General features: G+C 59.9%; 20 protein-coding genes. 18 read left to right on the forward strand and 2 right to left on the reverse strand.

Going from position 1 to position 20,883, the window contains the following annotated elements:
• The first annotated feature begins 35 nt into the window (after nt 1-35).
• Genes J5286_RS23660 through J5286_RS23685 form a run of 6 tightly spaced genes read left to right on the forward strand, consistent with a single transcriptional unit; the run spans nt 36 to nt 6,066 of the window.
• Nucleotides 36-896 carry a carbohydrate ABC transporter permease gene (locus J5286_RS23660; protein ID WP_209192176.1) on the forward strand — a complete coding sequence of 287 codons (861 nt, stop codon included), beginning with the start codon at nt 36-38 and terminating at the stop codon, nt 894-896.
• Nucleotides 893-1,849: a carbohydrate ABC transporter permease gene (locus J5286_RS23665; RefSeq protein WP_209192178.1), complete on the forward strand. Its 957-nt coding sequence runs from the start codon at nt 893-895 to the stop codon at nt 1,847-1,849. The genes J5286_RS23660 and J5286_RS23665 overlap by 4 nt, the downstream gene beginning before the upstream one ends.
• The gene (locus J5286_RS23670; RefSeq protein ID WP_209192180.1) at nt 1,846-2,940 is read left to right on the forward strand and encodes an ABC transporter ATP-binding protein; all 1,095 of its coding nucleotides are present in this window, start codon (nt 1,846-1,848) and stop codon (nt 2,938-2,940) included. Before J5286_RS23665 ends, J5286_RS23670 begins: the two co-directional genes overlap by 4 nt.
• Nucleotides 2,940-4,010 carry an ABC transporter ATP-binding protein gene (locus J5286_RS23675; RefSeq protein ID WP_209192181.1) on the forward strand — a complete coding sequence of 357 codons (1,071 nt, stop codon included), beginning with the start codon at nt 2,940-2,942 and terminating at the stop codon, nt 4,008-4,010. The genes J5286_RS23670 and J5286_RS23675 overlap by 1 nt, the downstream gene beginning before the upstream one ends.
• A 24-nt stretch (nt 4,011-4,034) precedes the next feature.
• Nucleotides 4,035-5,129 (forward strand): Gfo/Idh/MocA family protein, encoded by a 1,095-nt coding sequence (locus J5286_RS23680; RefSeq protein WP_209192182.1) that lies wholly within the window; start codon nt 4,035-4,037, stop codon nt 5,127-5,129.
• A gap of 22 nt (nt 5,130-5,151) precedes the next feature.
• Nucleotides 5,152-6,066: a sugar phosphate isomerase/epimerase family protein gene (locus J5286_RS23685; protein WP_209192183.1), complete on the forward strand. Its 915-nt coding sequence runs from the start codon at nt 5,152-5,154 to the stop codon at nt 6,064-6,066.
• Between the two features lie 101 nt (nt 6,067-6,167).
• Here J5286_RS23685 and J5286_RS23690 read toward each other — a convergent pair whose 3' ends face one another.
• The gene (locus tag J5286_RS23690) at nt 6,168-7,190 is read right to left on the reverse strand and encodes a LacI family DNA-binding transcriptional regulator (RefSeq protein WP_209192184.1); all 1,023 of its coding nucleotides are present in this window, start codon (nt 7,188-7,190) and stop codon (nt 6,168-6,170) included.
• A gap of 315 nt (nt 7,191-7,505) precedes the next feature.
• On the opposite strand from J5286_RS23690, the gene J5286_RS23695 reads away from it, so the two are divergent.
• Genes J5286_RS23695 through J5286_RS23725 form a run of 7 tightly spaced genes read left to right on the forward strand, consistent with a single transcriptional unit; the run spans nt 7,506 to nt 13,762 of the window.
• Nucleotides 7,506-8,444, forward strand: a complete 939-nt coding sequence (locus tag J5286_RS23695) for a sugar ABC transporter substrate-binding protein (RefSeq protein WP_209192185.1) — start codon at nt 7,506-7,508, stop codon at nt 8,442-8,444.
• Nucleotides 8,445-8,492: 48 nt separating this feature from the next.
• Nucleotides 8,493-9,491 carry an ABC transporter permease gene (locus tag J5286_RS23700; RefSeq protein ID WP_209192962.1) on the forward strand — a complete coding sequence of 333 codons (999 nt, stop codon included), beginning with the start codon at nt 8,493-8,495 and terminating at the stop codon, nt 9,489-9,491.
• Between the two features lies 1 nt (nt 9,492).
• Nucleotides 9,493-10,272, forward strand: coding sequence for an ATP-binding cassette domain-containing protein (locus J5286_RS23705; protein WP_209192186.1), 780 nt, complete (start codon nt 9,493-9,495; stop codon nt 10,270-10,272).
• A 13-nt stretch (nt 10,273-10,285) separates the two neighbouring features.
• A complete protein-coding gene (locus J5286_RS23710; protein WP_209192188.1) occupies nt 10,286-11,485 on the forward strand; it encodes an aldose 1-epimerase family protein in 1,200 nt (399 codons plus the stop codon).
• A gap of 16 nt (nt 11,486-11,501) precedes the next feature.
• Nucleotides 11,502-12,611 (forward strand): fatty acid desaturase family protein, encoded by a 1,110-nt coding sequence (locus tag J5286_RS23715; protein WP_209192190.1) that lies wholly within the window; start codon nt 11,502-11,504, stop codon nt 12,609-12,611.
• Between the two features lie 14 nt (nt 12,612-12,625).
• On the forward strand, nt 12,626-12,934 hold the full coding sequence (locus J5286_RS23720; protein WP_209192193.1) for a MocE family 2Fe-2S type ferredoxin: 309 nt from the start codon (nt 12,626-12,628) through the stop codon (nt 12,932-12,934).
• A 30-nt stretch (nt 12,935-12,964) separates the two neighbouring features.
• On the forward strand, nt 12,965-13,762 hold the full coding sequence (locus J5286_RS23725) for a 3-methyl-2-oxobutanoate hydroxymethyltransferase (protein WP_209192195.1): 798 nt from the start codon (nt 12,965-12,967) through the stop codon (nt 13,760-13,762).
• Nucleotides 13,763-13,976: 214 nt separating this feature from the next.
• Here J5286_RS23725 and J5286_RS23730 read toward each other — a convergent pair whose 3' ends face one another.
• Nucleotides 13,977-14,987 carry a LacI family DNA-binding transcriptional regulator gene (locus J5286_RS23730; RefSeq protein ID WP_209192197.1) on the reverse strand — a complete coding sequence of 337 codons (1,011 nt, stop codon included), beginning with the start codon at nt 14,985-14,987 and terminating at the stop codon, nt 13,977-13,979.
• Nucleotides 14,988-15,251: 264 nt separating this feature from the next.
• Here J5286_RS23730 and J5286_RS23735 point away from each other — a divergent pair, with 264 nt between their 5' ends.
• From J5286_RS23735 to J5286_RS23755, 5 genes are all read left to right on the forward strand, one after another.
• Nucleotides 15,252-16,298 carry an ABC transporter substrate-binding protein gene (locus tag J5286_RS23735; RefSeq protein ID WP_037179377.1) on the forward strand — a complete coding sequence of 349 codons (1,047 nt, stop codon included), beginning with the start codon at nt 15,252-15,254 and terminating at the stop codon, nt 16,296-16,298.
• 69 nt (nt 16,299-16,367) lie between these two features.
• Nucleotides 16,368-17,189 (forward strand): ATP-binding cassette domain-containing protein, encoded by an 822-nt coding sequence (locus tag J5286_RS23740; protein ID WP_209192199.1) that lies wholly within the window; start codon nt 16,368-16,370, stop codon nt 17,187-17,189.
• The gene (locus tag J5286_RS23745) at nt 17,186-18,448 is read left to right on the forward strand and encodes a sugar ABC transporter permease (RefSeq protein ID WP_209192201.1); all 1,263 of its coding nucleotides are present in this window, start codon (nt 17,186-17,188) and stop codon (nt 18,446-18,448) included. The genes J5286_RS23740 and J5286_RS23745 overlap by 4 nt, the downstream gene beginning before the upstream one ends.
• 22 nt (nt 18,449-18,470) lie before the next feature.
• Nucleotides 18,471-19,199: an SDR family oxidoreductase gene (locus J5286_RS23750; protein WP_209192203.1), complete on the forward strand. Its 729-nt coding sequence runs from the start codon at nt 18,471-18,473 to the stop codon at nt 19,197-19,199.
• A 61-nt stretch (nt 19,200-19,260) separates the two neighbouring features.
• The gene (locus J5286_RS23755) at nt 19,261-20,877 is read left to right on the forward strand and encodes an FGGY-family carbohydrate kinase (RefSeq protein ID WP_209192205.1); all 1,617 of its coding nucleotides are present in this window, start codon (nt 19,261-19,263) and stop codon (nt 20,875-20,877) included.
• Nucleotides 20,878-20,883: the final 6 nt, after the last annotated feature.

Raw genomic sequence — 20,883 nt, forward strand, 5'->3', positions numbered from 1 at the left:
GCACATTTAATCATCCAGTCTCGATCGTGGTTGCCATGAACCGTTCGCTGCCTTTTGAAATCTTCCGCTACTGCGTGATCCTTGCTGCTCTGGCTGTCACGCTTGTGCCGACCGTGTGGATGGCCTCGATGGCGTTCAAGCCGATTGCCGAGTGGTCGGCCAGCGGTGCGGATTTGACATGGTGGCCAAGGAACCCGACGCTCGACAATTTCCGCTTCATCTTCGGCACCTCGACAACGGATCTCATCGTCGCCCTGGATCGCACCGCCGCCAAGCCGATCGTCGCATCCCTGCTGTCTGCAATCTTCGGAACGCTGATTGCCATGGTCTGCGGCACCTCGGCCGCCTACGGACTGTCCCGCTTCGGATCCGGGCAGAACCTTCCGCTCGCGCTCATCCAACTGCGGCTCTTTCCGCCCATGGCCGTCATGATCCCTGTCATGATCATGTGGGCCTTTTTCGGCATGATCGATACCTGGTGGGGTCTTTCACTGATCTACGGTATCGTCACGCTGCCCTTTGCATTCTGGCTGATGAAGACATTTTTCGACGACATGCCGCGCGAGATCGAGGATGCCGCGCTTGTCGAGGGTTGCACGCGGATGCGCGTCTTCATCAAGATCACGTTGCCGATGATGCGTCCAGCGCTTGCCAGTTCAGCGCTTTTCGTCTTCATCCTGAATTGGTCTGACTATCTCATTTCGCTGCTCCTGACGACGCGCGAATGGGTGACCATTCCCGTCTATATGGCCTCACTCTCGTCGTCGATGACGGGGCAGCTCTACGGCGCCAAGGCCGCCCTTGGCCTGATTGCCGCCGTTCCGCCCGTTGTCATGGGGATCGCCATCCAGCGCCATCTTGTTCGTGGGCTGACTTTTGGAGCTCTCAAGCAATGAGTGCGGTTGCAACCGAAAAGAAGCTGCCCATCGCCGCGCAGGAGACATCCGATGGCGCGCCCGAGACGCGCAGGCTGGGTCTCCTTTTGACGCTACCAGCGCAGGTACTCGTGCTGTTTATCGCGCTTTTTCCGCTGCTTATGCAGCTCTACATCAGCATGACAGACTGGTCGCCGCTCGATGGCGTCGGCTGGTGGCAAGCCTGGCAGTCCTGGAACAGCTTCGCAAACTATACCGATCTCGCCGTTGACGGTCGCTTCTGGAGCGCGCTCGGGCGCACCGCGCTGATCATGGTCATTTGCGTGCCGGTCGAATTCCTTATTGGGCTAGGGCTTGCCATCCTGTTCATCGACAACTTCCCGGGAAAGCGGTTGTTCTACTCCATCATGCTGATCCCAATGATGGTCGTGCCGGCTGTCGCCGGCTACATGTTTTTCATGCTGTTTCAGTCGGGCGGGCCAATAAACAATATCCTCTCGGCTCTGACGGGAACGCCGATCACGCTTGCCTGGCTATCGAGCCCGACAACTGCATTGATCGCGGTCATGGTCGCCGATATCTGGCAATGGACGCCCTTGATGTTTCTCATCCTTCTTGCAGGTCTTGTCGGCGTTCCCGAAGACCAGATGCGCGCGGCAACCCTGCTCGGCGCTTCCCGGGCCCAGCGTTTCCGCACGATCGTCTTTCCGAAGATGAAGACAATCATCATCATCGCCTTGGCAATCCGCGTCATCGAGAACTTCAAGATCTTCGATACGCTTTACATCATGACCGGTGGCGGGCCCGGTGTCGCGACCGAAACCATCTCCGTCTACATCTACAAGGTCACGCAGCAGGACCTGATCTGGGGCTATGTCGCCGCGATCGCCCTTGCCATCCTCTTTGTCCTCTCGATCCTCGTTGCCTTCGCCATTGGGCGGATGAACGCCACCAGGAAGGAGCGCGTTGCGTGACAACCATTCATCTAAACAATCTCGTCAAACGCTTCGGGGCGTTCACCGCTCTCAAGGAAATGGAGCTTGAGGTTCGCGACGGCGAGTTCATGGCGCTGCTTGGGCCGTCCGGTTGCGGCAAGTCGACGACGATGAACATGATTGCCGGCATGGAAAACCCGTCGCAAGGTCGAATCCTTTTCGACGGCACGGACATGAACGGTGTTGCCATGGGGCGACGCGGCGTCGGCTTCGTCTTCCAGAACTATGCGATCTTCACGCACATGAGCGTCTACGACAATCTCGCCTATGGGCTGAAGGTACGCGGCGTTGCCTGGGCCGAAATTAACCGGCGCGTCGTGGCCATGGCGGATTTCCTGCAACTGACCCAATTCCTGAAGCAGCCCTCCGCAAAGCTGTCGGTGAATATTCTCCAGCGACTCGCGATTGGCCGCTCGGCGATCGTTGAACCGGCGATCTTTCTTCTCGATGAACCCTTGTCGAACGTCGATGCGGCCTTTCGCGCCGTCATGCGCACCGAGCTCAAGCACCTGCAACGGCAATTCCGGCAGACGATGGTCTATGTCACCCACGACCAGTTGGAAGCGATGACCATGGCTGACCGGATCGCTGTCATGGACCACGGCGTGCTGCAGCAGGTCGGCACGCCGCTTGAGGTCTATAACGACCCAATCAATCTCTTCGTCGCCGATTTTATCGGAGCGCCTGGCATGAACCGCCTCAAAGGCACGCTCGCACAGTCCGATCGTGGGCTCGTGGTCGATCTAGGTCCATCGGGACAGAGTGCGCCTCTGCCGCCGGAGATCGCCGAGGGCGCCCGGAAAGCGGGCATCAGGGAGGTGGTCTATGGATTTCGTCCGGAGCGCGTTGCCTTTTCGGATCAGGGCGGGATCGCCATGCAGGTCACCTTCGTCGAGCGCATTGGCGCACGCACGATCGTCCATCTCGGCCTCGGCGAACAGTCGGTCAAGGCCGTGCTCGACAACAATGTTGGACTGGTGGCCGGCGAAGTGGCGCATGTCGTGGCCGAGCAAGAGGCCGTGCGGCTCTTTGATGCCGCAAGCGGCACTGCGATTAAGGGGGCGCGCTGATGGCTGGCATATCCTTTCGAAACGTCTCCAAGACGTACGGCAAGACCATCGCGGTCCGCAATGCGTCCTTCGATATCAAGGCTGGGGAGTTCTTCTGTTTCTTCGGCCCGCCGCTATCTGGAAAATCGACGATCCTCAAGCTGATCCTCGGGCTCGAAAGACCCGATGAGGGAGAGGTGCTGATCGGCGGAAAGCCGGTCAACGATGTCTCGCCGGCGGCCCGTAACGTCGCCATGGTGTTTCAGAACCTGGCGCTCTTCCCACACATGAGCGCCGGCGACAATGTTCGGTTCCCGCTTGTCGAGCGCAAGGTTCCGGAAGCAAAAATCGCGGCGCGTGTCGAGGCTGTGGCCGCTAAGCTGCACATTGCGCACCTGCTTCACAAGCCGCCGGCACAGCTTTCGGGCGGCGAGCGCCAGCGTGTCGCCATTGCCAGAGCACTGGTGCGCGATCCGGTAGCCTATCTGATGGACGATCCGATTTCCGCGCTTGATGCGAGGCTTCGCGAAGAGACACGCGTCGAGCTCAAACGCATTCAGAGCGAGCTCGGCCAGACGCTGATCTATGTGACCCACGACCAGGAAGAGGCAATGTCGGTCGCCGACCGCATGGCGATCATGGAGAACGGCCGCATCCGCCAGATCGGGTCGCCGGTCGAAATCTACGACAGGCCGGCCAGCGAGTATGTTGCGCGCTTGCTTGGGGCACCGGTCATGAACATCATGTCCGCGGAGTTCACCGACAACGCGGGTGGAGGTCAGCGTTTTGCCCGGGGGACGATCAGCGTGCCTGTGGAGGTTCTGCCGAAAGCGGTGTCGGCGATCGGCATCAGGCCGGAGGATCTCAAGGTTGCGGCCTGGGCTGATGGTCGGGACGGCGAGCCAGCGCGCGTGTTCGAGGTCGAGCCGCTCGGAGGCTACACCGTGGTAACGATCGATACGGGCAACCAGAAGCTCAGAGCCTTGATGCGCGGTCAGCCGCGGCTTGCGCCCGATAGTGCCGTCGCACTGAGTTGTGATCCGGCAAGGATGCACTTCTTCGGGCCAGCGGGCGAGGCGCTGGCTCGATAACTGAAAAGGGATTTGGGAGGAAACATGTCAGACACAAATGGGTTCACACCGGATCCGCCGATCCGTTTCCGTGACTATCGCATCGGCTGCATCGGAGCCGGCATGATCATGGCGGAGTGTCATCTCGCCGCATATCACCAAGCCGGCTTCCCGGTCGTTGCCATCGCATCGCGGACGAAGTCGAAGGCGGAGGCTGTCGCCAGACGCTGGGACATTCCGACAGTGCACGACACGCCCGAGGCACTGATTGCCGACGAGACTGTCGACATCGTCGATCTTGCCTTCCCCCCGGACCAGCAGCCAGCCCTGATCCGCAAGGCGCTTCAGGCCCCACACATAAAGGCAATTCTGGCGCAAAAGCCGCTTGCACTTTCGCTCGAAGAAGCGATTGCGCTTAGAGACGAAGCAGCACGGGCAGGAAAGATCCTCTCGGTCAATCAGAACATGCGCTATGACCAGTCGATGCGCGTCCTCAAGCAGATCCTCGATCGCGGCGATCTCGGCGACGTCGTGATGGCGACGATCGAGATGCGCGCCATCCCCCATTGGCAGGGTTTTCTGGAAGGCTATGACCGGCTCACGCTCGCCAATATGAGCGTGCACCACCTCGACGTTCTGCGCTTCTTACTCGGTGAGCCCGAGGAAATCACGACCGTCTCGCGTGTGGACCCGAGAACCGCCTTCGCTCACAAAGACGGCATCACCGTCTCGACGATGAAGTTTCCGGGCAATGTGCTGGCCGTCTCGATGGAAGACGTCTGGGCGGGGCCGCGCGAAGAGGGGTTCGATAGCGACAACTACATCAAATGGCGCGTGGAGGGCGCTGCCGGTGTCGCTCAAGGCACGATCGGCTGGCCTCATGGCAAGCCATCGACCCTCAGTTACGCATCGAAAACTGCAACCGGCGGCAAGTGGGTGACGCCAAGCTGGGAGACGATGTGGTTCCCACAGGCCTTCATCGGTGTGATGGAGCAGTTGCAATATGCGATCAAAAGCGGCGAGGCCCCGGCCTTGTCGGTTGCCGACAATGTCAGGACCATGGCGCTGGTGGAGGCCGGCTACAGGTCCATGGCAAACGGCCGCGCCGTCAAACTCACCGAAATCTCAATCCAGTCATAGATTCCAAGGGAGGAACAAAATCATGATGCAGACAGGTATATTCACCGGCTATTTCCCCTATGGTCTCGACGAGACCGCCGCCAAGATCCGGGCACTCAATTTCAACACCGTTCAGCTCGACATGCATTTCAAGGATATCGACCTCTCGGCGGGCCAGATCACCAAGGAAAAATGCGTTCGTATTCGCGAGACATTTCGCGACCACAACCTGCCCATATCCTGCATGTCCGGCTACACGAACATCATTCATCCTGACAAGGCCGAGCGCGAACGCCGGGTCGGCTATCTCAAGGAGATCATCCGTCACGCCCAGTATCTTGGCACGCCCTACGTGATCTCGGAGACGGGCACATTCAACACGGAATCGGACTGGGTCCACCACCCGAAGAACAAGACGGAGGAAGGCTTCGAGGAGTGCCGCAAGGTGATCGCCGATTTGTCGCAGTTCGCCTACGACCATGGTGCGATGTTCCTGCTCGAGACCTATGTGAACAATGTCGTCGGCTCGGTTGAGGAAACCGTCAGGATGTTCGCCCAGGTCGATCATCCCGGCCTTGGCCTGCTGATGGATCCTACCAACTACTTTGAGACCCACAATATCGATCGTATGGATGCGATCTTGAATCAGGTTTTCGATACGCTCTCGGACAAGATCAAGATTGGTCATGCCAAGGATGTGAAGCGCTCAGGCGACGACAAGAGCGAAAAGCATGCCGATATCGGCGACGAAAATGCTTCCGAGAGCCATACGTTCCGCGGTGTCGGCGAAATCGAGCTGCCGGCTCCCGGTCTCGGCTCGCTGAACTACGACCTTTATCTCAAGCGCCTTGCACAGAAGCATCCCAACATCTCGATGATCATCGAACACCTGGATGAATCCGATGTGCCGCGCGCCAAGAAGTTCCTCGATGGGAAGCTGCGCGCACAAGGTCTCTGATTATGCAGTAGTGCCAAGGGGGGTGGTCGTGGCGAAAGCCATGGCCACGTTTGCGCGTGCGGCTTCATTGGGGCGCGAACAGCACTTCCGGGCGCCGCAGCCTAGAATTCCGGGATGTTTTCTTTGAAAATCACCTGCAGCCGTGGCGGATGGCCTTCGTAGGGCAGGCCGCGTACTGCGTGGGTGAGGATGTTGAGCGACTCACGCGCTTCGACCCTCGGATTCTGGTCGATCGCGGCATCCATGGTGCCGTCGAGAAGCAGTGGTTTCGTGTCTTCCGTCGCGTCATGGCCGACAAAGACGATCGAGGACTGGAGATTGCGGTCCTTTAGAGCCTTACCAATCCCCATGCTGCCGGCACCGACATTATAGATACCCGCGAGGTCGGGATGTTTCTCCAGAAGGGCAGCCGCCTCGGAATAGGCCCGATCTTGGTCATCCAGCATCTCGCGGATCTCGACGATCTCGATGGACTGGAATTCTTCTTTCAGGATGTGGCGGAATCCCATCTCGCGCTCCTCGTGCCCGCGATAGGAAAGCGAACCAGCCAGAAGCGCGACTTTCGCGTTCGGCCGCGATCCGATGAAGCGGCTGAGCAGATAGCCGGCGAGGCGGCCCGCCGCTCTGTTATCGATCCCGATATAGGCGGTACGAGGCACATGCGATATATCGGAAACAACGGTCGCAACCTTGACGCCACTTGCAGCCAGCGACCGGATCGCCTCGCGCACAGTCGGATGATCGAGCGCGATGACGCCGACGCCGTCCGTCTGGCCTTCGAGCTCCCTTAGAGTGCGAGCCAGTGAGTCGGGGCTGAAGCCTTCGATCAACAGGACAGAAACGTCGAGCTCCGGGCGCGCCGCGGCAAGGATTTCGATCTGTCGGCGGAACGTCGCGATGAACGCGTTGCTGCCGGCCGGTAACGCAAAATGCAGCCTGATCTTGGCCGAATTGACCACAACAGGACCGCTGTCGATCTCCGCTGAATAATCAAGCTTCTGTGCTGCGGCAAGAACGACCTGCTTGGTGCGCAGTTTGACGCCGGGCCGGTTGTTCAGGACCCGATCGACCGTTGCCGGGGACACGCCGGCTTCGCGCGCAATATCTAAAATGGTGGACCGCAACCGTGGACCTTTCGATCGCTGCGGCCTCGTTGCAAGGCCATGTTGATGCGAATTGATGCAATGCTCCATTCAATTGGCCACAAACGGTCGGCTGTCAAGTGATGATGTTATGGTGGAATTATCATTTGATGTTTTATGATTTGTTTTGATGTTGACATGAAGATAAACCATCTTTATTCCTCATGGTGGATATCGTCGCAGGGAGGCGGCGATGTCATTTCCTGGATGGCGAGAAAAACGTCACGGAAACGCCGCTCGGAGATTTCCGAAGGATTGCTATCCGGCCCTCGGATCGGCCGGTCGGGAGGAGTCATCATGAAATTCTACAGGACAGTCGTCATCACCGCGGGCGTTGCGCTTGCGTTCGCAGGGACTGCCACGCAGGCGGCCGATAGCCAGAAGACCTTCTACCTGCTTTCACATGGCGGTCCGTCGGATGCCTTCTGGCTAGATTGGAACGCGGGCGCCCAGAAAGCTTGCGATCAGCTGAAGGTCACCTGCAAGATCTCGTTCAGCGGTGGCGATATGGCGTCTCAGAAGGAGGCGTTCCGCTCGGCAATCGCCGCCAAGGCAGATGGCATAGCGACGACGTCGGCACAGCCGGGGCTGTGGACCGGTGAGGTCAAGGACGCGCGCGCTGCTGGCATCCCGGTCGTCTTCTTCAACACCGATGACACATCGACGACACGGCAGGCATATGTCGGCGCCGATCTGAAGGCGGCTGGCGTCATGTGGGCCCAGTATCTGGTCGACAAGAAAGCGGTAAAGAAGGGTGACAAGGTTTTCCTTCCCGTCGAGGTTCCCGGAGCAAGCTATCAGCAGTTGGAGACGGAAGGCATTGCCAGCGTCTTTGATCCACTGGGCATCAAGTACGATGTCGTCGATTGCGGCACGGACCCAGCTGGCATCATCTCGAAGATGAGCGACTACATGCTCGCCAACAATCCGCCGGCCATCATCGCACTCGGGGATTCTGTTGCCGCAAGCGTCAAACAGGTCTTTGACAGCGCCGGTCTCGCACCTGGCAAGATCCCGGTTGTGGGCTGGGGCAACTCGAAGGCAACGGCCGAAGCGGTCAAGGCCGGCTATGTCAACGCCGCCGCCTGGCAGTATCCATCCGCCCAGGGCTTCATGCCCGTCTCGCTCTTGTCGCTGGCGGCCTCGGGTGAACCGATCGGCTACGACATCCATACTTTCAGCCTGTACGACGCCAACAGCGTCGATCCGATCTTGAAGCTCTATGAAAAGAAATGAGCTGCGGGCAATCAGGTCATCCGGCGATAGCGAGCGCATAACATGACAATGTTGACATCGGCGACGACAACGAAGGAAAGGGGGCTGCCGGTCATCGGCCGCTCCCCGGAGATCGCTTCGCTCATTATCCTGATCGTGGTGCTTGCGGCGTTTGCGATTGCCGACGGCAATTTTCTGTCGCCTCTAAACCTGTCCAACATGTTGGCCTTCCTGCCCGAGCTCGGCATCATAGCGCTTGCAATGACGCTCCTGTTGACGGCGGGCGAGTTCGATCTCTCGGTGGGTGCCGTCTTCGGCCTTGCGCCTGTTCTCGTTACTCTTCTGGTGCAGAATGCGGATTGGGCGATCGGCTTTTCGCTTCTCGCCGGCCTGCTGCTGTGCGTCCTCGTCGGTGCGATAAACGGGCTGATCGTCACCAAGGTCAAGATTTCGTCCTTTCTGGTGACGCTGTCCATGCTGCTGATCATTCGCGGCATCGCCCTTTACATCACCCAGGGCTTCCCTTTGAAGTCGTGGGATCAGCCTGGCATTTTCGTGACACTTCTGGCCGGCGATTTCACCATCGGCCCGTTCAAGCTATATGTCTCCCTTTTGTGGTTCATCGCGCTGGCCCTGGCCGCGACCTACCTGTTGCGTTTTGCAAAGCTCGGCAACTGGATCTCCGCCATCGGCTCGAACCGCCATGCCGCCACTGCGCGCGGCGTACCGGCGGACAACGTCAAGATCGGGCTGTTCATCCTGACGTCCGTTCTGGCGGGCCTTGCCGGCATGATCAGCGCCTTTCGCATTTCCGCTGCGTCGCCCGTTGCAGGAACTGGCTATGAACTGGAGGTCATTGCAATGGTCGTCGTAGGCGGCACGGCGCTGACCGGTGGACGCGGCACGATCCTTGGCACCGTCGTGGGCGTCGTCATGTTGCGTGCCATCCGAAACGGCATCGTGTTGATCGGCGTCCCCGGCCTTGCCTACAACATCTTCGTCGGCGGTATTATCCTCGTCATGCTCATCCTGCACGCCCTGCTGCAGAAGACGGTCGCAAGGAGCTGAAATGAAAGAAGTCCTCCGACTGGAAAACCTGCAAAAATCTTTCGGCAATGTTCGCGCCTTGCGCAACGCGTCATTTGCGTTGAACGAGGGCGAAGTCGTTGCGCTGCTCGGCGACAATGGCGCCGGCAAGTCGACCCTGATCAAGGCCATTTCCGGCATCCACCCCGCCGACGGCGGCAACATCTTTGTCGGTGGCCACAAGGTGTCGGTGAAGTCGCCGCGCGACGCCATGGATCTCGGCATCGAGACGATCCATCAGGATACCTCGCTCGCGCCCGATCTCAGCATCGCTCGCAACCTGTTTCTAGGCCGAGAGCCGACGACGCTGTCCTTCCTTGGCGTCTTTGCGCCGATGGATTTCGAAAGGTTGCGCAATGCCGCGTCCACGCTTTTGAAGCGGGTCGGCATTTCCAAGAAGCTCAATGCAGATGCGGCGGTCAACACGCTGTCAGGAGGCGAGCGACAATCCATCGCCATATCGCGCGCCATGCAATTTGCCGCGAAGGTCATCATCCTCGACGAACCGACCAACAATCTGGGCGTCGAAGAAACGCATGGTGTGTTGCGTTTCGTCAAGGACATGCGTCAGGCAGGCCATTCCGTCCTGTTCATCACACACAATATCCATCACGTCTTCCAGGTCGCCGATCGAATCGTCGTCATGCGCCGCGGTGAGGTGGTCGCCGAGATGGCCGTAGCCCAGACCGATCTCCTGACGGTCGAAAGCCTCATCATGGGGGTCGACAAATCGGCCCTTGCCGGCGAAGCGGCACTGCATTGAGGCGGCATCGACCATGGTAGAACTTTTTGGTCAGACGCTCACCCAACGCCAGCTCGCCGAGCGAGCGGGCTCCCTGTCGCAGGTCGCGGGTGTCCGGTTGATGACGCTTTCGGACGGTGTCGAGCGCGGCGTGCGTATGCTGGATTTTCGCACGGGAAGCGGATTGCGCTTCACCGTGCTCGTCGATCGGGCCATGGATATCGGCGACTGCGACTACAGGGGACTGGGCATTGCCTGGAATTCGCCGACCGGTTTTCGAAACCCGGCCCTTCACGAATACGAGGGCGAGGGGGGACTTTCCTGGGCGCGGTCTTTTTCAGGGTTGCTGGTGACCTGCGGGCTCGATCATATCCTCGGGCCGGAAGAGGTCTCCGCCGAGCATTTCAACTATCCAGGCAAGCGCAGCATTCGCCATTCCCTCCACGGACGGATCGGTAATATTCCAGCCCGTCTCGTCGGCTATGGCGAAAGCTGGGTCGACAACCGTTGTGTGCTCTGGGCGGAGGGTGTCGTTCAGCAGGCGGCCGTGTTCGGAGAAAACCTGCATCTGGTGCGCAGGATCGAAGCCGATGTCGGCGGCAACGAAATCAGAGTGACCGATCGGGTGGTTAACCAAGGTTTCATGCCGACGCCACACATGCTCTTCTACCACGTCAATGTCAGCTACCCCTTGCTTGATGCCGGCGCGCAATATCTGGCGCCGATCGACGATGTCGTTTGGGCGTCGCATGCGGGCACCGATTTTCGCAAGCAAGATGCTGGTTACCGCACCGCGGTTGCGCCGCGGGCCGCGTTCCGCGAACAGGTCTGGCAGCACTCGATGACCGCAGACGAAGCGGGACGCGTGTCCGTCGCCGTCGTCAACGATCGATTGAAGCTGGGTTTGGAGATCGAGACGGTCAAGGAGCAACTTCCCTGCGCCTACGTCTGGCAAAACTTCCAGGCCGGACAGTATGCCTTGGGGATAGAACCTTCGACCAATCATGTGCTCGGAGAGAATTTCGCGCGCGAACGCGAGGAAATTATCTGGCTCTCGCATGGCGATGAGCGGCCTTACAGCCTGACGTTTCGAATAATCGACGGCCGTAGCGCATTGGACGACGCTGTCCGCAGGATTGCATCCGTCGTGACAGCGCCGGACGAAGAGTTTCCTGAACCATCGAACGTTTTTCCCAAGCTTGCGCGGCGCACCAATGCCCTGTCGAGCGCCTAGTCGAGGTGATGTCGCAATGACAGATCAACAGCAAGAAAAGGTCATGATGAAGCGCGATTACAGTCTCGTCGGTGAAAGCACAAAACGTGCAATCGAGATCGGATTGGCTTCGGCCGACTGGTATCATACCGAAGTGCCGCGCAAGACCATGAAGGAGCTGATGCAGCGCTCCGATCTGCCAGCCATTCGCGACACGCTGGTCTGGTTGGCCGCGTTTGCAATCTCCGCAGCAGGCGCGATCTACTTCTGGCCGACCTGGTTCTGCTTACCCTTCCTGTTCGTCTACGGTGTTCTCTATGGTTCGTCGTCGGATTCCCGGTGGCATGAGTGTGGTCATGGCACGGCCTTCAAGACCCGATGGATGAACGATGTAATCTACCAGATCGCCAGCTTCATGCTGATGCGCAATCCGGTCACTTGGCGTTGGAGCCATGCACGCCATCATACCGACACGACCATCGTCGGGCGCGACGCGGAAATCGCCGTTATGCGTCCACCGGACCTGATGCGGGTGATCCTCAATTTCTTCGGCATCCTGGATGCCTGGTATTCGATGATCGCACTTCTTCGAAACAGCCTCGGAACCGTGACGGCGGAAGAAAAGACATTCGTGCCGGAAAGCGAATGGTCGAAGGTGGTGTTTGCGGCACGCATTCACATTGCAATTTACGTGGCGACGATCGCCCTCTCGCTGTTCATCGGCTCGATCCTGCCTCTAATGCTCATCGGGTTGCCGCGCCTCTACGGTTGCTGGCACATGGTCTTGACTGGCCTGCTGCAGCACATTGGCCTTGCTGACAATGTCATCGACCACAGGCTGAACACGCGTACAGTCTACATGAACCCGATCAGCCGGTTCATCTACTGGAACATGAACTACCATGTGGAGCATCACATGTTCCCGATGGTGCCGTTCCATGCACTGCCGCGACTGCACGCCTTGATCAAACACGACCTTCCCGAACCCAATCCTTCGATGTGGCATGCCTACAGGGAAGTGTTTCCTGTCTTGATCCGCCAGCTGCGTAACGAGGACTACTTCCTCAAGCGCGAACTGCCTGCCACGGCGCGACCCTACAAGGACGAATTTCATCATCTGGACGGTGCGACGAGCGCTGCGGAATAAGGAAGCAAAGCATAATGTGGATTGAAGTATGCAAGGTTGACGACATCGAAGCCGAAGATCTTATTCGGTTTGATCATGACGGGCAGACGTTCGCAATCTATCGGTCCGAGGACGACGAATATTTCGCAACTGCCGGCCTTTGCACCCATGAGAAGGTCCATCTCGCTGATGGTCTGGTCATGGGTGACATCATCGAGTGTCCGAAACACAACGGGCGCTTCAACTACAAGACGGGTGAGGCCAAGGGTGCTCCGGTCTGTATCAACCTGAAGACGTTCCCTGTGAAAACTGAAGCCGAAACCGTTTGGATCATGATCGGCTGAATAAGCTATCTACGCTCAAAAGAGGCTACCATGCGTCAGACAAGACCGACTGTTGCAGACTTGCGATCAATGAAGGGTAAACGGCAGCTGACGATGCTGCGCGTCTTGACGCTCGAGGAAGCTGAAGCCGCCGACAGGGCTGGCGTCGATATCGTCTCCGTTCCGCCGCAGCTGATCTGCGACCCCCGCTATCGCGATGCGGCGCCCAACCTTTTTACTATGCCAGGCGACAATTTTTTCGAAATCGGGACTGCCGATGATTTCGTGCGATGGGCGTTTCGGGTCTACAAGGCCAGCGCTGACGCGGTCTATTGCAGCGCGAGCCTTGCCACCGTCAAGCGCATGGCCGACGAGGCGATTCCAGTCATCGGCCATGTCGGCCTCATTCCATCCCGGGCTACCTGGACAGGAGGCTTCAAGGCGGTGGGCAAGACAGCGGCACAGGCAATGGACGTCTTCAACGCCGTCCGTCAGTTGGAGGCCGCAGGTGCCATCGGAGCGGAAATCGAGGTTGTTCCTGTCGAAGTGGCAACGGCCATCTCTCAACGCACGCCCCTGATCATGCTCTCGATGGGCGCCGGCGCTGGTTGTGATGCACAGTATCTCTTTGCAGACGATATTCTTGGTCAGACCAAGGGGCGTATCCCGCGTCATTCCAAAGTGTACCGAAATTTCGCTGCCGAGTTCGAGCGGCTCCAGAGCGAAAGGATCGCCGCCTTCCGAGAGTATGTTGCCGACGTCAATTCAGCCGCTTATCCGGAAAATCGCCACATCGTAAATATGGATGTTGCGGAACTTCAGCGGTTCCAGAAAATGCTGGATAGCTAACCAATGCCATGGGCTCGAGGTTGGAAGATAAGAAGACGCGGGTGAAAGATCCGAACACCTCGTAGCGACAGGATTCCAAGCATGCTTTAGATGGCTGCCGTGTTAGTCTCGTCTTCCGATCCATTTCCATCCAATTTCGACGAAACGGTCTTTCAAGTCTATTAGCTGATCGCGAGATCTCACACCGCCATGGCAATCGGCCGAATGGAAGCGGCTACCGTAGCAGCGGCGGGATTTCGGACACGTTTGGCTCGAAATTTCCATGCTCGATCAGTTCAAACATCCTGGTCAGCATCGCTGGTACGTCCTGGCGCACCATCTCGATATTGTCGCCTAAGAGGGCGACGAGCGGATCGTAGTCGAAGCAACCGAGGGCGAATTCCTGTTCGCTGACGGGTCCGGCGAGCCGCACCCAGCGTAGGACACCTTCAAGGGTGATCGTCGAATTGACGAACATGCCTCTGGAAAAGGGTAAGCCGGTGGCGGCGCGCTCTTGGAGCGCGTTCTGCGCCTTTTCGGGGGCGTAGCCACAGGCAATGACCCTGTTGTCTTCAAGCTCTATTCCGTGATCCGCATGTGCCTGGCGAAAGCCCCTCAAGCGCTCCATCGTGTTGTGATCGCCGCCGCGGCCACCAACGAACATCAGCGGTTCCATGGAGCCAAATCGTTGTTGGCAACTGGCGAGAATTCTCCGCGTCAGCTCACGGGCGCCCGCGAAATTGTCGGAAATGACGGAGGGAGCGAGTTTGCCCGGTAGGTCGAGGTTGATCGTGCGCACGCCGGCAGCGGCGCAAAGCTCGGTTATCCTGTCAGGGTCGGTTGCGCCGGTCGCGATCACGCAATCCACTTGATACGAGAGCATCGTTCGAGCGGCCTCGATCTCGAGTGCGGGGTCGCGCCGCGTGCAGGTGATGAGCGGGAAGAAGCCTTTGTCACGCGCCATGGTCTCGAAAAGTTCGACAATCGAGCCAAAATATCGGTTGTCGTACTTGGGAACAATCATGCCGATGATGTGCGACTTCTCCCGGCGCAGGAGACTTGCCTGCATGTTGAGGGCGTAACCCTGCTCCTCGGCGATACGCGTTATCTTTTCGGCAAGCTGCTTGCTGATGCGGCGCTTCTTCCAGTTTCCGTTCAGGACAGCGCTGACCGCGCTCGCGGATGTGCCCGCGAGTTCCGCAAGATCGTAGATTGTCGTTCGCTTCTGCTGCCTGTCCAGACTCAAAATTCTCATCTCCTGTATCGGGCGCTAACTTGACATCAAACGAGAGAAGTGGCAAATCTTGCTTCATCGATTGAGCAAGTGCGCTCAATCGATGATACGTGTCAGCTAGGAGGCTGACACCGGGAGGTGATTTCGCAGCTATTGGTGGTCCTCTTTGCCGTGCGGCTCTCGTCGAGCTGCGGCTTGAGGCAATGACGCATCGCGCGTCAGGTCAATGTTGCGGCAATGGCCGAACCTTGCTGTTGGTCAATTAAGGAGGAGAACATGACCTATCGCAAACTTTCCCTGATGTCGGCGACCATGCTGATGGCGCTCGGCGGAGCAGCATTCGCCCAGGAAGCGTCCACGGTGGCGTTCCTGATGCCCGATCAGGCGTCGACCCGCTATGAGCAGCACGATTTTCCGGGCTTCAAGGCCGAGATGGAAAAGCTGTGCGCCAAGTGCACCGTCGTCTACCAGAACGCCAATGGCGACGCATCGCTGCAGCAGCAACAGTTCAACTCGGTGATTGCGCAGGGCGCCAAGGTCGTGGTCCTTGACCCGGTCGATTCCGCCGCAGCCGCTGGGCTCGTCGAGCTCGCCCAGTCCCAGGACGTCAAGGTCATCGCCTATGACCGTCCGATCCCGGACAAGCCTGCCGATTTCTACGTTTCCTTCGATAATGAAGGTATCGGCTACGCGATTGCCAAGTCGCTTGTCGAGCATCTGAAGAAGGCAGGCGTGCCTGATGGCGCCGGCGTGCTAGAGATCAACGGTTCGCCGACAGATGCGGCCGCCGGCCTTATTCGCGACGGCATCCATCGCGGCCTGAAGGAATCCAAGTACAAGACGCTTGCCGAGTTCGACACGCCGGAATGGGCGCCGCCGAAGGCGCAGGAATGGGCGGCCGGCCAGATCACGCGCTTTGGCGCCGATATCAAGGGCGTGGTTGCCGCCAATGACGGCACCGGCGGCGGCGCGATCGCCGCGTTCAAAGCGGCGGGCGTCAACCCCGTTCCACCTGTGACCGGCAACGATGCGACGATCGCGGCACTGCAGCTGATCATTTCGGGCGACCAGTACAACACGATCTCCAAGCCGTCCGAGATCGTAGCCGCCGCAGCCGCACAGGTGGCTGTCCAGCTCATCAAGGGCGAGAAGCCGGAAGCCAAGACGACGCTCTACAACACGCCGTCGCAGCTCTTCATCCCGGCCGTCGTCACCGCCGAAAACATCAAGGCGGAAATCTTCGACAAGAAGATCCAGACGGCTGAGCAGATCTGCACCGGCGAATATGCCGAAGGCTGCAAGAAGCTCGGCATCGGCAACTAAGAGCCGATCCGCCATTCCGGCCGCACTGCGTGCGGCCGGTTTCTCAAGGACGTACAAAGGCCCTCAGCCATGAGCACCACAGCAAGCAATGTACCGGAGCGCGGGCAGCCTATCCTGCGACTACGAAACGTGTCGAAGAATTTCGGTGCCGTCTCGGCGCTGACCGATATCGAACTGGACGTCAAGGCGGGCGAAGTCGTGGCCCTTGTGGGAGATAACGGCGCCGGCAAATCGACCCTGGTCAAGGTCCTGGCAGGCGTTCACCAGCCCTCTTCCGGCTCGATCGAATTCTGCGGCCAGAGTGTCTCGCTCGATAGCCCCGGCAAGGCGCTGGAGCTCGGCATCGCCACCGTGTTCCAGGACCTGGCGCTCTGCGAGAACCTCGACGTCGTCGCCAACCTGTTCCTCGGGCATGAGCTGTCGCCATGGGCGCTCGACGAGGTCGCGATGGAAGTCCGCGCCTGGACGCTGCTGAGGGAACTGGCCGCGCGCATCCCATCCGTCAGGGAGCCGATCGCCTCGCTCTCCGGCGGCCAGCGCCAGACCGTAGCGATCGCCAGGTCGTTGCTCCTCAATCCTAAGATCATCATGCTCGACGAGCCGACGGCCGCACTCGGCGTCGCGCAGACCGCCGAGGTGCTCAATCTCATCGAGCGGGTCCGCGACCGCGGCCTGGGCGTCATCATCATCAGCCACAACATGGAAGACGTCCGCGCCGTCGCCGATCGCATTGTCGTATTGCGGTTGGGCCGAAACAACGGCGTCTTCACGCCAGATGCCTCCAACCACGAACTCGTGGCCTCGATCACGGGTGCCACGGAAAACTCCGTCTCGCGCCGCATCGAGCGCAAGACAGGCACGGCGCAGGAAAACAGCGGGAGACCGGCATGAGCCAGAAACCATCCGATACAACACTCGCACCCGCCACGACGCTCGATCGCAGCGACGAACGCGTCCGCCACGACGACAGCATGATGGCAATGGTCGGGGCCTTCATCGATCGCGTCAAATCCGGCGATTTGGGCATGCTTCCCGTCGCGGTCGGGCTGATCGTCATCTCCACGGTCTTCTCGCTCCTCAATCCGGTGTTTCTCGCGCCGAACAACCTCGTCAACCTGCTCTTCGACTGCGCGACCGTCGGCATCATCTCGCTCGGCATCGTCTGTGCACTGATGCTTGGCGAGATCGATCTCTCCGTGGGCTCGATGAGCGGCCTGTCATCCGCCATCCTCGGTGTTCTCTGGGTGAACAACGGCGTCCCGTTCGTCCTCGCGATAATTGCCGCCATCGCCGCCGGCGCGGTCATTGGGACGGTCTATGCGGTGCTCTACAACCGGTTGGGAATGCCGAGCTTCGTGGCGACGCTCGCCGGCCTCCTAGCGCTGCTCGGCATGCAGCTTTACATCCTCGGCCCGAGCGGCAGCATCAACCTTCCCTATGCATCCCCGCTGGTTCGCTTCGGCCAGATCCTGGTGATGCCCGATTGGCTGTCGTATGTGCTCGCTCTGGTTCCGGGCGCCGTGATCATCGCCAAGGGCCTGCGAACGCGCCGGCAGCGCGCTGCCGTCAACCTGTCCTCGCAGCCCTTCGCCGCAACAGCTATCAAGGCCGTCGTGCTGACCGCGGCACTCGAATTCGCGGTTTACTACCTCAATCTCGGCCGCGGCATTCCGTGGATGTTCGGCCTGTTCGTCGCCATCGCGGTTGTCCTGAACTACGGGCTGACGCGCACCCAATGGGGACGCTCGATGTTCGCGGTCGGCGGCAACCGCGAAGCGGCACGGCGCGCTGGCATCAATGTTCGCCGCATCTATCTGAGCGCCTTCGTGCTTTGCTCGACGCTCGCGACCATCGGCGGCATCCTGTCGGCATCGCGTCTTGCCTCGTCGAGCCAGCAGGCCGGCACGGGTGACGTTAACCTCAACGCCATCGCGGCTGCCGTGATCGGCGGGACGAGCCTCTTCGGCGGTCGTGGCAGCGCCTATTCCGCGCTGCTCGGGATCATCGTCATCCAGGCGATTTCCAACGGCCTGACGCTGCTCAACCTCAGCTCATCTTTGCGCTACATGATCACCGGCGGTGTTCTCGCCATTGCCGTCATCGTCGACTCGCTCGCCCGCCGTTCCCGCGTCAGCCACGGACGCGCCTGATCAAACTTAAAGGAGTAAATTCATGACCGACCTCATGAAAGGCAAAGTCGCCGCCATCACCGGTTCGGCATCAGGCATCGGCCTCGAATGCGCCCGCACATTGCACGCCGAAGGCGCGACCGTCGTTCTCATCGACCGCGCCAAGGACAGACTGGATGAAATCTGTGGGGAATTCGGCGAGCGCGCATTCCCTCTCGTCGTCGATCTTCTCGACGGCAAGCAACTCTCGGGCATCCTTCCAAGGATTCTGGAGATCGCAGGCAGGCTCGACATCTTCCACGCAAATGCGGGCGCCTATATCGGCGGGCAGGTCGCGGAAGGCGATCCCGATGCCTGGGACAGGATGCTGAACCTCAACATCAACGCCGCCTTCCGCTCCGTTCATGCCGTGTTGCCGCATATGATCGCCCAGAAGTCGGGCGACATCCTGTTCACCAGCTCGATCGCCGGCGTCGTCCCGGTTGTCTGGGAGCCGATCTACACCGCCTCGAAATTCGCGGTGCAGGCATTCGTGCATTCGACACGCCGCCAGGTCGCACAACACGGCGTGCGCGTCGGCGCCGTCCTGCCGGGTCCCGTCGTCACCGCGCTGCTTGACGATTGGCCGAAGGCGAAGATGGAAGAGGCGCTTGCCACCGGCAGCCTGATGCAGCCAAAGGAAGTCGCCGACTGCGTGCTCTTCATGCTGTCGCGGCCGCGCAACGTGACCATCCGCGACCTCGTGATCCTCCCCAATAGCGTCGACCTCTAGAGACCGTGATCTCCGCGCGAGGCGCGGGCATCAGCCATTCATGCCAGAAAGATGAGAGACCATGAGCGACGAAGTCCAAACACCGCGCTACGTGATCGGCGTTGACGTCGGCACCGGAAGCGCTCGCGCGGGGGTGTTCGATCTCGGCGGTCGGATGCTGGCCTCCGCCAAGCGCGACATCACGCTTTACCGCGAGGCGGGATCGATCGTCGAGCAGTCGAGCAACGAGATCTGGCAGGCGGTGTGCGAGGCCGTGCGTCAGTCCGTTCTAGACGCCGCCGTGGACCCGAGAGCCGTTGTCGGACTGGGCTTCGACGCCACATGCTCGCTCGTCGTTCTCGGTGACCAGGGCAAGCCCTTGCCCGTCGGCCCATCGGAAGATCCGGAGCGGAATATCATCGTCTGGATGGATCACCGAGCGGTTTCTCAGGCGGAGCGGATCAATGCGCTCGGCCACGAGGTCCTGCGCTATGTAGGCGGACGTATCTCTCCGGAGATGGAGACGCCCAAGCTGCTGTGGCTGAAAGAGAACCGGCCGGAGGTATTCGATGCGGCGTGGCAATTCTTCGATCTCGCCGATTTCCTGACCTGGCGCGCCACAGGCAACCTCTCGCGCTCCACCTGCACCGTGACCTGCAAGTGGACCTATCTCGCGCACGAGAAGCGCTGGGATCCGACATATTTCGAAGAGATCGGCCTCGGCGCGCTGGCGGATGAAGGCTTTGCTCGTATCGGCCAGGCGATCGTCGAACCGGGCGCGGCGCTTGGCGGCGGCCTGACGCAGGCGGCGGCAGCGGAACTTGGGCTGTTACCTGGGACGGCAGTCGCGGCAGGATTGATCGACGCCCACGCCGGCGGTATCGGGACGGTCGGCTTTGGCGACGGGCCGACGGCGAACCTTGGCTATGTCTTCGGCACCTCATCCTGCACGATGACATCGACCGTCGAACCGGCTTTCGTGCAGGGCGTTTGGGGACCCTATTATTCTGCGATGGTTCCTGGGCTTTGGCTCAACGAAGGCGGCCAGAGCGCTGCGGGTGCGGCGATCGAACAGCTTCTTTCATCTCATCCTGCAGCCGTTGAGGCCACGCGGATCGCAAAAGACAAGGGCCAATCGCTTCCCGTCATGCTTGCCGACCTTGCCGTCGGCGCGGCAGGCGCCGATGCGACCTCGCTCGTCACAGGTCTTCACGTCGTCCCCGAATTCCTGGGAAACCGCGCACCGCTGGCCGATCCGCACGCCCGCGCGCTGATCGCAGGCCTCGGCATGGAGCGCGATATCGACAGCCTCGTCCGGCTCTACGTGGCGGGGCTCTATGGTATCGGTTATGGCCTCAGGCAGATCATCGACGCACAGGCGCAGGCGGGTGTCGAGATAGATACGGTCGTCATCAGCGGCGGGGCTGGGCAGCAGGCCTTTGTTCGTCAGCTTCTGGCGGATGCCTGTGGCAAACCCATCGTCGCGACGTCGGCCGACGAACCGGTCTTGTTGGGCGCGGCGATCCTCGGCGCCGTCGCCAGCGGCAGTTACCGCGATGTTCGTGAGGCGATGACAAAGCTGACGATGGTCGATGGAACGTTCACGCCGTCGGTGGGGCGGATTGCCGATATTCACTTAAGAAGATACGACGCCTTCAAGCTGCTGCAGCAACTGGGCCAGAAGGTGCGCGATTGTTGATAACTG

The organism is Rhizobium sp. 16-488-2b, assembly GCF_017741815.1.
Taxonomy (GTDB): Bacteria; Pseudomonadota; Alphaproteobacteria; order Rhizobiales; family Rhizobiaceae; genus Rhizobium.